At 34.2% G+C, this 15,031-nt stretch carries 11 protein-coding genes and 2 pseudogenes; 6 read left to right on the plus strand and 7 right to left on the minus strand.

The window, feature by feature from the left end; genetic code table 11:
• The first annotated feature begins 135 nt into the window (after positions 1 to 135).
• The 3 genes from C9J31_RS22250 to C9J31_RS24375 all read left to right on the plus strand — a co-directional run bounded on the left by C9J31_RS22250 (position 136) and on the right by C9J31_RS24375 (position 2,882).
• Positions 136 to 921: an ABC transporter ATP-binding protein gene (locus C9J31_RS22250; RefSeq protein WP_107948612.1), complete on the plus strand. Its 786-nt coding sequence runs from the start codon at positions 136 to 138 to the stop codon at positions 919 to 921.
• Positions 921 to 2,543 carry a hypothetical protein gene (locus C9J31_RS22255; protein WP_107948610.1) on the plus strand — a complete coding sequence of 541 codons (1,623 nt, stop codon included), beginning with the start codon at positions 921 to 923 and terminating at the stop codon, positions 2,541 to 2,543. Before C9J31_RS22250 ends, C9J31_RS22255 begins: the two co-directional genes overlap by 1 nt.
• A gap of 207 nt (positions 2,544 to 2,750) precedes the next feature.
• A complete protein-coding gene (locus tag C9J31_RS24375; protein ID WP_107948608.1) occupies positions 2,751 to 2,882 on the plus strand; it encodes a sigma factor in 132 nt (43 codons plus the stop codon).
• A 54-nt stretch (positions 2,883 to 2,936) separates the two neighbouring features.
• On the opposite strand, the pseudogene C9J31_RS22265 reads toward C9J31_RS24375, so the two are convergent.
• A pseudogene (locus C9J31_RS22265) lies at positions 2,937 to 3,170 on the minus strand (AraC family transcriptional regulator); the annotation flags it as partial.
• A 310-nt stretch (positions 3,171 to 3,480) separates the two neighbouring features.
• Between C9J31_RS22265 and C9J31_RS22270 the strand changes: the two are divergent.
• Positions 3,481 to 4,344, plus strand: coding sequence for a glycine betaine ABC transporter substrate-binding protein (locus C9J31_RS22270; RefSeq protein ID WP_107948606.1), 864 nt, complete (start codon positions 3,481 to 3,483; stop codon positions 4,342 to 4,344).
• A gap of 247 nt (positions 4,345 to 4,591) precedes the next feature.
• On the opposite strand, the gene C9J31_RS22275 is transcribed toward C9J31_RS22270, so the two are convergent.
• Both C9J31_RS22275 and C9J31_RS22280 read right to left on the minus strand, forming a co-directional pair.
• A complete protein-coding gene (locus tag C9J31_RS22275; protein WP_107948604.1) occupies positions 4,592 to 5,419 on the minus strand; it encodes a CPBP family intramembrane glutamic endopeptidase in 828 nt (275 codons plus the stop codon).
• A gap of 108 nt (positions 5,420 to 5,527) precedes the next feature.
• Positions 5,528 to 6,322: a MerR family transcriptional regulator gene (locus tag C9J31_RS22280; protein ID WP_107948602.1), complete on the minus strand. Its 795-nt coding sequence runs from the start codon at positions 6,320 to 6,322 to the stop codon at positions 5,528 to 5,530.
• A gap of 222 nt (positions 6,323 to 6,544) precedes the next feature.
• Here C9J31_RS22280 and C9J31_RS22285 point away from each other — a divergent pair.
• Together C9J31_RS22285 and C9J31_RS22290 are read left to right on the plus strand one after the other, a co-directional pair.
• Positions 6,545 to 6,868: pseudogene (locus C9J31_RS22285) on the plus strand (ABC transporter ATP-binding protein); the annotation flags it as partial.
• A gap of 61 nt (positions 6,869 to 6,929) precedes the next feature.
• Positions 6,930 to 7,229 carry a hypothetical protein gene (locus tag C9J31_RS22290; protein ID WP_107948600.1) on the plus strand — a complete coding sequence of 100 codons (300 nt, stop codon included), beginning with the start codon at positions 6,930 to 6,932 and terminating at the stop codon, positions 7,227 to 7,229.
• A 439-nt stretch (positions 7,230 to 7,668) separates the two neighbouring features.
• Here C9J31_RS22290 and C9J31_RS22300 read toward each other — a convergent pair whose 3' ends face one another.
• The 4 genes from C9J31_RS22300 to C9J31_RS22315 form a co-directional block, all read right to left on the minus strand.
• A complete protein-coding gene (locus C9J31_RS22300; protein WP_107923995.1) occupies positions 7,669 to 8,235 on the minus strand; it encodes a DUF4256 domain-containing protein in 567 nt (188 codons plus the stop codon).
• A gap of 510 nt (positions 8,236 to 8,745) precedes the next feature.
• Positions 8,746 to 10,098, minus strand: a complete 1,353-nt coding sequence (locus tag C9J31_RS22305) for a lytic polysaccharide monooxygenase (protein ID WP_107948598.1) — start codon at positions 10,096 to 10,098, stop codon at positions 8,746 to 8,748.
• Between the two features lie 880 nt (positions 10,099 to 10,978).
• Entirely contained in the window at positions 10,979 to 12,715 is a 1,737-nt protein-coding gene (locus C9J31_RS22310) for a methyl-accepting chemotaxis protein (RefSeq protein WP_342345569.1), read from the minus strand.
• Positions 12,716 to 13,662: 947 nt separating this feature from the next.
• Positions 13,663 to 14,526 carry an AraC family transcriptional regulator gene (locus tag C9J31_RS22315; protein WP_107948595.1) on the minus strand — a complete coding sequence of 288 codons (864 nt, stop codon included), beginning with the start codon at positions 14,524 to 14,526 and terminating at the stop codon, positions 13,663 to 13,665.
• Between the last annotated feature and the right edge of the window lie 505 nt (positions 14,527 to 15,031).

Genomic DNA, 15,031 nt, shown 5'->3' on the forward strand with positions numbered 1-15,031 from the left:
AGACAGTAGAATTTCTTGCTTTCTTATTGCAATTGCAGATACTATTAGCTTTTCAATATATGGTTAATTTTTCCGAAACCATTTATGTATTCAGCCGTATATAAGACAGACAGAAAAAACGAAAGGAGCGGTAAAATGGATCAGCAAGAAATTTTGACGATTACGAATTTGACGAAGAACTATGGCAATAAGGAAATATTAAAAGGAATTGACTTGCACGTCTCAAGAGGCGAAATTATTGGCTATATCGGTCCAAACGGGGCAGGTAAAAGCACAACTGTTAAAATCATTTTGGGGATTGAAGGCGATTATGGTGGAGAAATTAAGCTCTTCGGTGAGCCTATCGAACAAGATCGTATTGAATATAAACGAAGAATTGGCTATGTACCTGAAATAGCTGATGTTTATGATAATTTAACAGGGTATGAGTATTTAACCTTCATCGGCCAGCTTTATGGCCAAACATTAGAGGTTGCTGCTGATAAATCAAAAACCTTAATGGAATTGTTTGGTGTTGGTGAAGCATATCATGCAAGAATCTCTTCTTATTCAAAAGGAATGCGACAAAAGCTGTTAATAATTGCTAGCCTTATACATAATCCAGATTTACTGTTTTTAGATGAACCAATCAATGGGTTAGACGCAAATAGTGTAATGATTTTTAAAGAGATTTTGACTCAATTGGCTGCCCAAGGAAAAACTATTTTCTATTCATCTCATATTATGGATGTTGTCGAAAAAATCAGTAGCCGCATCATCTTGCTGAACGATGGAAAAATCGCAGCAGATGGAACATTTGCCCAGCTACAAGCGGACAATACGATGGGAACTTTGGAAGGGATTTTCAATCAATTGACAGGCTTCCATGATCATAAAGAAATTGGTGAGCAATTTGTTTCAGTTGTACAAGGTGGCATGTAATGAACGATTTCAAAACCCTACAACTACTGGATAAATTTCAATTTATATTTGTGAAAATGGGCATCGATTATGACATCATGAGAAAAATTCTCCATATTAAACTAACAATGGACGAACGCAAGGTACCAACATTATTTAACCAAGCAGCAAATAAAAAAAAGCAAGACAAAAAATATGGCTATATCAAATCTTTGTGGATTTATACGTTATTCGGACTTGTGCTAATTCCTTTGATAGGCTTTGGCCAAAACTATCTTTTCCAGATGAGTATCGCTTATGCAATGATTATTTTTTTGATTATGACGTCGATGATTTCTGATTTTTCTTCAGTACTTTTGGATGTACGTGATAGAAGTATCCTCTCAACTAAGCCCATCGCTACTAAAACGGTGAATGCAGCCAAATTTATGCATATATTTATCTATTTGGCGTATTTAACTATAGCCTTAACGACCATTCCACTTTTAGTCGGCTTGTTTACACAAGGCATTATATTTTTTATTTTAACGGCATTCGAACTCGTTCTAATCAATATTTTCATTGTTGTTCTAACTGCCATTTTATATATTGTTATCTTGAGATTTTTTGATGGAGAAAAGCTGAAGGATCTCATCAATTATGTACAAATCGGTTTGTCATTGGTGTTGATGATTGGCTATCAAGTTCTTATTAGGTCCTTTGAATTTGTCAATTTTGATGTTGTCGTTGCGTTTCATTGGTGGAGTATTTTCCTAATTCCCATGTGGTTTGCCGCTCCTTATGAGCTACTGCTTAATGGTGATAACTCTTTATTTACAGTGCTATACTGTATTTTTGCTATTGTCATACCAATTGTGTCGATAGGACTTTATGTAAAGCTGGTGCCGACCTTTGAGCGCAATCTACAAAAATTATTAAACACAAGTAAGTCCAAAAAGGCCAAGAAAAATCAGCTGAAGGAGTTTTTATTAAAGTTCATTTGCCGAACAAATGAGGAAAGAGCTTTCTACCGCTTCGCATCCCTGATGATGAAGCAAGAGCGAGAGTTTAAATTGAAAGTATATCCTTCCTTAGGCTTTTCTTTTATTATCCCATTTATTTTTATGTTTACGATGAGGTCCGATGAGGTTGATTATTCTGTTAGCATGGGCTATTTGAATATATATTTTAGCATGCTTATTATTCCGTCTGCTGTGCTCATGCTAGGACATTCAGGAAAGTTTAAAGCAGCTTGGATATATAAAATCTTTCCTATCAAGGACTATACAGACTTACAAAAAGGCAGCTTAAAAGCATTTTTGATTAAATTGTATTTTCCTTTAAATATTGTTCTCAGCATAATCTTCTGCTTTATTTATGGCACAAGAATCATCCCGGATTTATTGTCAGTTTTCGCAGCAAGCTGTATATACACTGTAATATGTTATATCGGTTTGGGCAGTAAAATTCCTTTCACAAAGCCCTATGATGAAATCGGCGATGCGCAAAGTTGGAAATCTTTACTATTATTCATTCCATTAGGTATGTTGGCAGGATTACACTATTTCATGGCAACTCTTCCTTATGGATTTATGATTTACTTAATCGCTCTATTCATCATTAATTTTGCACTTTGGAAAATCGTCTTTAAACGGTCAAAGTAAAATTCTATACCCTTCTTCTTGTAAAATAAATAAAACGGCTTGAGCCCTTTATTCCATTGGGCTTAAGCCGTTTTTTAATCCAACATCAGTTCCTGGATTTAACACTTTATAATAATTTTTAAATTATTTTGCAACCTTTTTTGGCCCTTGTCCGAGAATAGAGTGAAAGGTGGGAAAAGATGGAACTTGAAACAATATATCACCTACATGAATGATATATATCGCTATTTATATTCACTTACCAAAAATCATACTTTAGCTGAGGATTTGCTTCAGGACGCATTTACAAAAGCGCATATCACCCTTCTTGGTCAAGAAATTCAAGACATCAAACCTTGACTTTTTAAAGTAGCTTACTATACATATATCGACAGTACACGAAATTTAGTAGTTCGCGTTTATACACATCGTTTCATTAAATGGTGCATAATCACAACTACCCATTAATTTTTTATCTTTAAACTCTTCATACATAACCTGACCATTCAATATGTTAAGTACGTGTTTGTCAAATAGCTCACTCTTCTCATTTTGTAACTGCTCAATGTCAATTTTTCTAAAAATACGCATGCTACACCATTCCTCATCTTTATTGATTGAAAGTTTAACAAATGATTGGACAGGCATATTGCTACGTCTTTACAAAAATTCTAGCCTCTCATTTCATATATTATCTTATACTTTTTTCCTTGTGATGAAATCGGGTTTTGTTATATGAACACGAAAAGGTCTCAAATTAGAACATCTGCAAACTTCTTCTCTCTTACTCTCATGCCACTTTTTAAACTGTATTTCCTCAACAAATGCACGGCTTCTTTATTCAATGCCTTTTGACAAAAGTAACAACCCTTTGATAACATTAAGTTGTTACTTACTAATTTTTAGGTATATTTGGCTCGTTTTATAAAATAGAGAAAGCAATAAGGAGGGGGATTTTATGAGATTCGATAGATTATCAAAGCTAGTTTTAGCATTTGCATTACTTTTACTATTAGCGGCCTGTGGTTCAGATGATACAAGCACCCAAAATAAAAAAGTCAATTTAGCGTATGTAGAATGGGATACAGAAATAGCGTCCACTAATGTAGTAGGACAAGTTCTAGAGGATTTAGGATATGATGTAACTCTAACACCACTTGATAATGGCATTATGTGGGAGGCTCTTGCCAATGGTGAAGTTGATGGCATGGTGTCAGCTTGGCTACCACAAACGCATGCTCCACAAGTTGAGAAGTACAAAGATAGAATAGTAGATTTAGGTGAAAATCTAACAGGGGCCAAAATTGGCCTAGTCGTCCCAAGTTATATGGATGTAGACTCTATCGAAGATTTAACAAATGAAGCTGGTAAAACCATAACAGGCATTGAGCCAGGTGCCAATATGACAGCTACTACAGAAAATGCGTATAAGATTTATCCTAACCTTGAAGGCTGGACTGTACTTACCTCATCTGCAGGAGCAATGACAGCAGCCCTTAAGCAAGCGATTGAGAATAATGAAGAAATCATCGTTACAGGTTGGTCTCCTCATTGGAAATTTAACGCATTTGATTTGAAATACTTAGATGATCCTAAAGGAATATATGGAGCAGAAGAATATATTGGGACATTTGCACGTAAAGGATTTAAAGAGGATAATCCGGGGGCATACAGTGTTCTCGATAACTTCCACTGGACTGCAGAAGATATAGAAAGTGTTATGTATGATATTATGGAAGGCACTGATCCTAGGGATGCAGCAAAAAAATGGATCAAAGAAAATGAAGCTAAAGTTGCTGATTGGACAAAGGATATAAAATAATAAGTTGTTATACCGTGTATAAACTTCTATCATGAACATAGCTCAAAGAGCATGTGTGCAACGTAGCGGAAGGAAGTAGAGCATGAGCTTCAGCAGAGAGCGTCTGCTCGTGTGGCTCATGCCTTTCCCGCGTGAAAAGGGAAGCGGATTTTTACTAGATCGGAAGGTGGACTGTATTGTTTGAATTATTTTTGACAGCCTCTTTATCGCTCCCAGTAGTTTAAACAGAAAGTTATACTAGCGATCACTAAATCATGTATTGCTTGGCATTAATAGGAGCTTCCTTGCCATAAAATATTTTCTTTGGATTTATAATGATGATTAAGACTGCTACTGCTAAATAAACAATTGCGTTATACATGATTAAATCCACTAAGTTTCCGTTTATAATGCCAATAAAAAAATTAAAAAATTGGTGGATGGTAATTGGAATAATTAAATTTTGATTTAAGTTATAAAATGTGGTCATAATAATTGTAGTGGCTAGGATTGCAAACATAAAGAATAGCATATATTTGATTAAATCAATGCCCACATATCCTGTAGTAAACCATATGGGTAGATGCCACATCCCCCACCAAAATCCGATGATAATCGAAGCTTTTAATGGCGAATGTTTCTTTTGGAGCTCCATTAGAGCAAAACCTCTCCACCCTATTTCTTCTCCTAGTGGCCCCGACAGAAGATTTTTCAAAAAGAAATAAATCAGCATTCCCCACGAAGATATCTTAAAAATTGTGTCTGCTTCACTGTTAGTAGCTACGAAAAACATTACCATCAAAAATATGAAGACTTGAATCATAATTACAGTAAGAATCACAGAAACTTTAAGTTTATTCTTGAATTTATCTTTTACAAATTGTATAAAACTCTGCCCAGGATAGATTTTCTTAAATAACACTGCAAAAGCAAAGGTTGAGGACCAAGCTGATATACAGAGCATTACATGAAAGACCCATTCAGGAAACCCTAACATTTTTATGACTCCTACAAGACAAAAAAGTGGAAAAAAAATGATATTGGTTAGCACAATAAAACTTGCTACTGGTTTTTTTAGTTTCTTTTCATTATCCATGTATAATCCCCTCTTCAAACGAAGTATTTCGTAAACATCATACGCTCATATTTACGAATACATTCAGCTTAAACCTAGGGGTTACCCACAGGTCAATATATGTCTGTATTATTTTATAGGTACATACATTTCTAAGAATACACGTTCAAGTCCATCTTCATAAGTGGTAAGTAATAGATTTATATAAACTAGCCCTAACAGTTTATACCCATTTTCTATTGCTGCTTTTCTTAAACTAGCTTCCACGTTATGATCAGTATTTTTTCCACCAGTTGACCACCTTCCATCTTCAATAACGGTATACATACATTTTGGATGAGATACAATTTCTCCTTCAATATCTTTATCAAAGTCTTCTACTTTTCTTACGATGATAAACTTATCTTCTAGCATACCTTCGTCATTGAATCTTATGACCCTTCTTAAAGAAGTTAGAGTAACTGCTTTTTTCAGACTGTCCTTGTTCTCTTTAAGCGTTTCATATTCTTCATATGCAGTGTAATGCTCTATTTCTCCTCTTATTTCTAAGGGTTTCATTTCTTTTACTGTGTATTTCCCTAAAAATTGTTTAATTTTTTCGCAATCTTCTTTTACAATCTGAAGCTTTTTTAAAATAAGCTTTTTATATTCTATTTCCTTTAATACCTCTTGCTCTTTCTCATCTACTAATGATTTTATCCCCTCTATACTCTTGCTTTTTCTTAATTCCTGGATTTTTTTTATTTCAATATCCATTTCTCGATAAAAATTTACTGTGGTTATGTCATATATATCAAAACGATTATATTTTCTATACCCATTCTCAATGTTTTGCTTAGGTTTTACTAATTCCTTTTCTTCATAAAATTTCAAAGTATCTCTAGATACACCTAAAAATTTAGCTACTTGTCCAATTGTGTACATACTATTCTCCTTTATCATTAACTACATATTGTTCATGATTTAGTACGGAAAAAATAATAATATCGGTTTTATTACAATAACTGAGTTAGATGAATTTATTTCATAGCCCCGAAGCGGTTCGGTGCACCCGCATATATATTTTACCTTTTAAATTTAAAGTCTATGAAAAGAATTGTCATAAAAATAAATTTTTTTGTTGTTATTGTACAACAGATATAATAAACACCCATTATGTTATTAGATGAACCAACTACTTATTTGGACATGACTCATCAAATTGAAGTATTAGATTTTTTATTTGAATTAAATCGCTCTGACCAACGAACAATCGTTATGGTTCTACATGACTTAAATCTCGCTTGTCGCTATGCAGACCATTTAGTTGCAATCCATGACCAAACAGTGGCTGTACAAGGTCCTCCAGAGGATATTGTAACCGTAGAAATGGTTCAAGAAGTATTTGGTATGGAAGTAGCTGTATCGGAAGATCCTTTTTTTGGAACCCCATTATGTATCCCGAAAGGCAAAGGGAGGTATGTAAAGTGAATTTAGAGCCTTATGCGTTGAAAAGCAACCCTCACCTCAAGGTATTCCTTTACATGACTTATTGAATAAAGATACTTTATTCCCAATCATTAAACAGTATGCAAGTCATTTAGATACTTCTTCTTTAGCTATAGCGGGTTCTTTATTTATTAAACGTTATGCAATTTTAGTGGCAGCTTCGAATCTGGATTATTATGGGCTGCAAAAGGAGAGAGTTGATTGGTGGTCTACAGCTCGATTGGATGTAACGTCATTTACATTGCAAATTGAAGAAAATCCCACAAATATTTTTCAAGACTGTTGGAAAACACGCATTTTTGCTCGCCATTTAACGCCAATGATTAATATTATTACAAATTAATGTAAAATTTATCCAAATACCTTATGGGAAAACATCGCTGTAAGGCTGCATGCAACTCTTCGCAAAAATGAAAAATCATGTGCAGTAACTGAATTAAATGAAAATTTTAATAAACTTACTAGTACTGAAACGAATTGGTTAGGTATTGAACAAAATCCTTTTCAAACTTTTCTTCAGCGCAAAGAAAAATGGAGTGAAGTACCGGTTCGAAAAACATGCTGCCGATACTATCAAGTAAATACAAAAGAAGAAATTCCGTATTGTGGAAATTGCCCTTTAAGGAAAAAATAGAGAGAATAAAATTAAACACTTATTGATAATAAAAGGGCTTAGGAATCATTCTTAAGCCCTTCTTTTCAAATAGATGTATTTATGGTGACGAGAAATATAAAAAATGGACGACATCAATTAGATTGACCAAGCTGTCTATATGCAAAGTTTAAACCCTTAGCGAGCCACGGAAGCCTCTTGCAGCATAGTAAGAATCTGCTCCATTGTGGTACATAAAGACAGTGTCGTAGCGACAATCACAAAAGATGGCCCCGCCGAGATTTCTAATATTTGCAGGGGTTTGCACCCAGCTCGACGTTTTCATATCGAAATTTTCAAATTTCTGCAGCTCCCGGTATTGTTCTTCCGTTAAAAGTTCAATGCCCATGGCAATTGCCATATCTATAGCGTTATTTTCTGGTTTGTGTTTTTTCCTTGACTCCAGTGCTTCACGGTCATAACAAACACTTCTACGACCTTTAGGGCTTTCCGCTGAACAATCATAAAAAATATATTCGCCCGTTTGTTCATCATGTCCGACAACATCCGGTTCACCCCCAGTTCCTTCCATTTCATTGAGCGACCACAGTTTTTCAGTATTAGCTTCAAGCTTAGCTTGCACTTCAGCCCATTCAAGACCTTTATGGCGGTTCATGTTTTTCTCAAAACGGGCTTTTAAAGTTCTGAGTAGCTCCTCACGTTGTTCTAGTGACAACTCCTTATTGCTCTCTGTCATATTCGTTCCCTCCTTATTGTTTTTACTCACAATGTTTTGATGACTTAACCCTCTATTAATTCCATAAAAATCCTATTTTCACTAAATAATTTAACCTACTTATGTTAGGTTTCTCAATTACTGCTCTAATTACGATTTTAAATCATATAAATATGACTGTACAAATTTGGCTTACTTATTATTTTCCAATTTATATAGCATGGATTTTTTTTTATGTTAGGGCACAGCATGCTATCATCACGGGTTTGCATGATTGTAACGTTTTCATTTGGGAAAAATGATATAGTACCCATCATATACGATAGCAACAAGTAAATGAAGTCTTCTAGAAAAATCGGGAGTGGTATATGCACAGTATTCATTTCTTAAAGCTTGGACATGGCAAGCTCTTTGGTAGGAGAATCCCCTTTGCTGAACATAAAAAAGGACAAAAGGCATCAAGAGTTTGCTTCTTGATGCCTTTTGTCGACAGTCTGAAACCTTACAATAAGGTTTTTTTAAGACTCTATTTTATTTAACTTCTTTCCATAATGACAATGCGAAAATCCAATTTGGATCTCCATATCCTTGATAGCTTTGAACCGCTTCATATACTTTACCTTGGTGCTCTACTTTATCACCTTTTGTGTACGCCTTAATTGGGCTCCATTGCTCATAAGACGACCCTTGCTCTTTTGTAGTTACAGTGAAAATCGAACTTTTAATAGATTCATTTCCAGCTGCATCAACGGCAGTGACCGCATACTTATAAGTTGTATTTGATTGAAGATTCTTGTCCATAAAGGACGTAGTTTTCGATGTTCCAACTACAGTCATTTGTCCTACTGATGTCCCTCGATAGATAACATAATGGTCAACTGCTACATTATCCTCTGATGCACTCCACATTAAGTCTACACTTGAGGATGTTACGCCCATCGTGTGTAGTGCAGTTGGTTGCGTTGGTGCTTCTGTATCTGGAACTGCAATCATTGTCTCTACAGCTATAGACTCACTTTCTTTAGAAACATTTCCAGCTGCATCCACTGCCTTTACTGTATATGTATATTTTGTATTCGCTTGTAAATTTTTATCTGTGAATGTTGTTCCCGGTACCGTTCCAATTGCCTTACCATCACGGAATACTTGATATTCTTTTACACCTACATTGTCTGTAGAAGAATTCCATGTTAGCTCAGCACTATTAGAAGTAACTTTCGTTGCTTGTAATCCATTTGGTTGAGATGGAGCTTCCTTATCTACATCCACATTATTCACCAAATTAACATCAATGACATTGTAGAAAGCATTTGCAGTATTTGCTACATCCCAAACAGCTAAAATAACGTGGTAGCCACTACGATCAGTTGGTACGTTAATTGTATGCGTTAGATTAGCTGAGGCTTCAGTACCATTATGTTCTACAGTTCCAATTAGCTCAAGATCAGCACGGGTTAATGGCTTATTAGAATCCCATCCCTTTTTCGTAATATAATAGTGCCATTTACTTGTTAAATGCGACTGAGTGTACTTCCAGGTAAAGGTATTTGATCCCCCTGTAATCGTATTCTTAAACCAGCGATTTGCGGTTTGTTGATCGAGGATGCCATCAAACTGACCTCCTGCAGAGGCAATTTTACCATCAACTGGTCCACCTTGTGGAAATCCTTTTTTGGCCTCTAAGCTCTGTGGCTCATACATAACCCTTCCACAACTCAAGTTAAGCGCGCCATAACTTTGGCTACATAAAGCAGCACGGCTAGCTGGTTTCTCAACAAATCCATGGGCAGATGCATTGGGTGCCATTGAAACCCCCACGATTCCAGCTGCTAATAGGGCAGCAGTTATTCCCTTTTTACTTAATTTTGTGAATGTAGTGTTCATATAAGTAGTCTCCTCACCTTTTTGTAGTATGAAATTATAATTACACTAGTATGATAGCTATGAATATAAAATTAAGCAAACTATGTATTAATATGGTAATAGCTGTATTAAATGACTATGTTTATTCGCGAAAGATGTCAATAAATAAGTCTAAACATAACAATTATCTTATCATTAGGTGATTTACTATTTAAAAGAGTATAGATTTTTATGAATTGTTCATAAAACGTTCAAGTTACATTTGTTCCAAAGTAATAGAGTTAGTTCACATTTTAAAAATTAAAAAACACTCTTTTGAGTGCTTCTGACTGTAGACAAAAATATCACTTGCTTCACTTTTATACTTTGAATATAACCATTCAAAGTCATTCAATTTCTATCTCTCCGTTTACCGAAAAATAAAACATAACCTCTTACGGCTATAAGACCCACACATTTTGAACAAAGATTAATCAAAATATGTGGGTTTGTCTTTAAGTATAAAATTAATTTTATAAAAAAGATTGATTAAATAAATTTATTTGCCTTTTTGCACAATAAGTAAATATTCTTTTATCCTTGTAGGAACCTTATCTTTTCTATTTACAGTAGTTTTAATATGATATGGCTACCGTTTAAAAGAATAGTCTCTCGATAAATTACTAACTTTTTTATATCCTAGACGAACCAATCAAGTAGTACTTCTTTCATAATATCGTTCGATGACCCACTACCCAAGTTTGAAACCCACCATTTTAAGATAACAAAGCTTCTATACGTATTCTCTCGCTTATTTATCCCTGCTTCTCTCGAAAGTTTCATGCAATGGGCGTAGTAATAACTGGTACGCCTGCTTTTTATTGACCAAGTATTACTCTTAAAATCATATAATTCGTCATCTTTATACTTTAAACATATTCGTTTTTTCTTGTAAGTCTTCTGCCATTTTAGAAAGTGCCGAAGTAGATGCAGAAATTTCCTGCATAGAGGCTAATTGTTCTTCCGTAGCCGCTGAAATATTTTGTGTCCCTTCTGCGGAGCTTTGGGCGATTCCATTAATTTGTTCCATGGATTTGGACATTTGATCTGCACCTCCAACCATCTGCTCTACAGAAGTAGACACTTCATGAATTTGAACTGATACCTCGTTAATGGCATGTTGAATTTTCTCAAATGATTCACCTGCGCTGTTCACATTATTAATACCCGTTTTCACTTCATTCGTAGTGAACTGCATGGAGTCTACCGCTTTATTCGTTTCGCCTTGAATTCTTATAATTAGCTCAGAAATTCTCAGCGCCGATGCAGATGATTCTTCTGCCAATTTTCGCACTTCTTCCGAAACGACCGCAAAACCTTTCCCATGTTCGCCTGCTCTTGCTGCTTCTATCGCTGCATTTAACGCAAGTAGGTTGGTTTGGGTAGCAATACTTGTTATAACTTCAACGATATCTCCAATCTCAGCTGAACGCTCACCTAAACCACTAATAACATCACTTAGACTACCAATAGATGTTTGAATCGAGTTCATTTGTAGAACTGCATTTTGTATAATATCATTTCCATCTACAGAAAGTTGTTTTGCTTGTGTAGCAGCCCCTGAAACGTTCGTAGAATTTCTAGCTATTGTTTGGACATCTTGTACCATATGATTAACAACGTCTAATGTTTCTTCAATCGTTCTAACTTGATCGTCGGAGCCGTTTGCCACCTCTACTGTAACAGAGGCAATATGTTCACTTGCCTCACTCGTTTGTTCCGCACTTGCCGAAAGCTCAACCGAAAATGCTGCCATCTGTTCGGATGATTGTTTCACCTGACCAATTAGATCTCGTAATTGAGCAATCATGTGGCTGAAAGTGGACGTTAAGACCCCTAGTTCATCCTTTGAATCATACGCTACACTAAAATTAAATTCTCCAGCTTCGGCTCGTTGGACAGCAATTTTTAACTTTTCAATTGGAGAAATTAGATATTTTCGTACACCGATAAAACCGATTGCCACAAACAAAATTCCTAATACAATTGATATAATTAGAGAATTTGTGATACCTTTACTTGCCTCGGCCTTACTTTCCATATTCAAAGTACTTGCATTTTTTTTATTCAATTCTGTCAGCTCTATACCTTTTGAAATAATTTCGTCAAGCACAGGCTCGGCACTTGAATTAAAGAGGTTTATTGCTTCCTCATTCTTATTAGCAAGACTTAACTGAAAGACTTGCTCCATGCTTTCTTTAAAATTTGGATATAGCTGAATCAATTCACTTATTATTTTATCCTCATCCGATTGCATTTTGGCTGCTTCAAGTATTTTAAGATACTTTTCATTATCTTTAAACGCATCAGTTACTTCATTTTTAATTTGAGTAATAGTTGTTTCATCTGTAAAAAGAAAAGAACGATACATATCTGAAACAATAATCCGATTATTAAGTCTATAATCTGACAAAATAATACTTGGTTCTAGACGATTTTTAAAAATATTCTCTGTATTATTCTCCAATTTTTTCATAGTGATATATCCACTTACTTGGATAAGAGCAATCGTTAAAATTGCTATAGACATTAATAGGACTAACTTCTTAAATATGGATAGATTACGAAGCAAGGTTAATACTCTCCCTTTCAAATTCAATTATTTGTGCACTTTTGATGAAAGACAATAATTTCTACTTTATCAAAGGTGCGAGTATACATATTTATTTACTTCTTAACAACAGCCCCATTCACTCACAATAACATGCTACTTTTCATACTATTTACAACACCCTATCACTTCCCATTTTATGTAAATTACTGATTCATCAAATTTATATCGACAACTCTTTAATAATGTTTAATGTAAAATAGTACTAAAGTTACTTGTTAATTGAATAAAATATAAATTAAGGAATTTTGTCGTCACTTTTCATAAGATCAAAAATATAATGCTATAATTTTCTAATACCTCATGAAACCTCTAAACCAGCCACATGCCGAACTGAAATAACAGTCAACCTCCAAACGCTGTATAGATGCTAATAATTATCTTTAGATGGCGTTTCTCCTATATATAAACCGAATAAGGTACTATATTTTGTTTGATAATATCATGAGAAATTTGTATTCGGGAGAATTCACCTAGGTAAGTAGTAGTATTTGTGGACTATAAAATTAATGAGGAGTTATTATACTAAAACAATGTTTAGTATTTTTTATGCTATTTAAATTTGTGTAAATATATTTTCCACATTCCTACGTCTCCGAATCAAAGTTTTAAGCAATTGAAAGAGCCTAGGAGTCTATACATGGCTTTGCACCTTACTTTCTTCTCTCCCATGTAAATAAATAGGTTTACTGCTGTAGAGTTACCGTTAATAAAAACCTCTTTTTTCATATGTTTTTTACATTACGATTCAGTTGTGTGCAGGCAAAAGTAAAGCCTTACAAAGAATGAAGTTGAATTTCGCAGTAGGATTAGCGATAAGTGTTGAGTCGTTAAATTCAAAAAGACCAGTCAATATCTACTGACTAGTCAAAAATGGAAAGTGAAGATTTAACGAAATAACACTTCTGTAAATATCATAATCATCCAGTTTATCGCTAACTTTTTTTCTTTACTGGCATCCAAATTTCGCTATATACATTTTCCGATGTACCATTGTGCTTTGTAAAAGAAATTCCGGGTATATCTACTACTTCATAATCTGAAGAAGGCAACCATACAGAATAAATTTTTGCCGTAGTTTCTTGAATTGTAGCAGGAAATGGTCCTTGATTAGGGAAAATTGCCCACAAACTCTCTTCTATAGAAATTTGCTCTAAATCATCAAATGGATTTTCTTTTGTAGTTGCAAAACCAATTATATGCGTTAAGCATCCTTTTTCTTCCAAGAACCCATCGTCAAAATCATAAGATACATTCAAGACTTGATGAGGATATAAATCAGCTAGTTGATGCATTTCATTTCTTTGTTGTTCGGTAATTGACTGGGCTAGTTCTAAGATAGCATTATTTACCCCTTCGAATTGAATTGGCACCCTTTTTGATACACCTACTATATTAAACTTCTCTTTTTTTTCAATTTTGAATTCCATGGATATTCCTCCTCTTATATCAATAAAGAATGAAAATTTAGGAAATGATTTTTGAATTTTGTTTTTACTTACTTCTGATGGTAAAAAACCACTCCATTCACGAAAGGCTCTTGAAAATCCTTCTATAGATTGATAACCATATTTATAGGCAATATCGGTTACCTTTGCTCCATTTATTAATTCAACATTCGCAACTGATAATCTCCTATTCTTGATATACTCATTCAATGACATACCAGCCATATAGGAAAACATTCTTTTAAAATGATAATCAGATACACCTACAATTTTAGATATATCTTTGCCAGAGATTTCTTCCGTTAAATGTGTTTCGATGTAATCCATTAAATTATTGAATTCTTGTAACATTCATTTCCCTCCTTTACAAATACATCTTATCGTTAAAATTTATAATTTCCTCGATATTTTTGATACGGAAATTATCGGAGCAGAAAGTACAAAAGAAAAAAGTTGGATTATGTATGTCGCAGTTGGTAACCCATAAAAAAGGGGGGCCTTGCCCCCTTCAATCGCTATCTTTTTATCAAACTTTATTTCAAATAATCAATCTTTTTTCTAAAACTACAATGTGAATTACATTTAGTGTTGTCATAAATTTATAAGTATTTTAAAGCGATTTATAAGATCTTGGTGTCACTTTTTATAATAACACCTCTTACAATTACACGTATTAATATACACTGTCATAAACTGTATGGTCTTTTAAAATTGGTTATAGTTTAATTACGAGAAGTGTAATCAGCAAAATTTGAGGAAGAAATAACTTTAGCGGTTTACTAAATCTTATAAAGTCTTATCGTATAATCGATAAATAACTAAAATAATTCCTTCATCATTTCACCAACAAATTCAA

Source organism: Lysinibacillus parviboronicapiens (assembly GCF_003049605.2).
GTDB classification, from domain to species: Bacteria; Bacillota; Bacilli; order Bacillales_A; family Planococcaceae; genus Lysinibacillus; species Lysinibacillus parviboronicapiens.

Bases quoted from the DNA above. Each gene is read 5' to 3' on its own strand.
- C9J31_RS22250 (WP_107948612.1), top strand. From the start codon at position 136: ATGGATCAGCAAGAAATTTTGACGATTACGAATTTGACGAAGAACTAT.
- C9J31_RS22270 (WP_107948606.1), top strand. From the start codon at position 3,481: ATGAGATTCGATAGATTATCAAAGCTAGTTTTAGCATTTGCATTACTT.
- C9J31_RS22275 (WP_107948604.1), bottom strand. From the start codon at position 5,419: ATGGATAATGAAAAGAAACTAAAAAAACCAGTAGCAAGTTTTATTGTG.
- C9J31_RS24375 (WP_107948608.1), top strand. From the start codon at position 2,751: ATGAATGATATATATCGCTATTTATATTCACTTACCAAAAATCATACT.
- C9J31_RS22315 (WP_107948595.1), bottom strand. From the start codon at position 14,526: ATGTTACAAGAATTCAATAATTTAATGGATTACATCGAAACACATTTA.
- C9J31_RS22280 (WP_107948602.1), bottom strand. From the start codon at position 6,322: ATGTACACAATTGGACAAGTAGCTAAATTTTTAGGTGTATCTAGAGAT.
- C9J31_RS22255 (WP_107948610.1), top strand. From the start codon at position 921: ATGAACGATTTCAAAACCCTACAACTACTGGATAAATTTCAATTTATA.
- C9J31_RS22300 (WP_107923995.1), bottom strand. From the start codon at position 8,235: ATGACAGAGAGCAATAAGGAGTTGTCACTAGAACAACGTGAGGAGCTA.
- C9J31_RS22305 (WP_107948598.1), bottom strand. From the start codon at position 10,098: ATGAACACTACATTCACAAAATTAAGTAAAAAGGGAATAACTGCTGCC.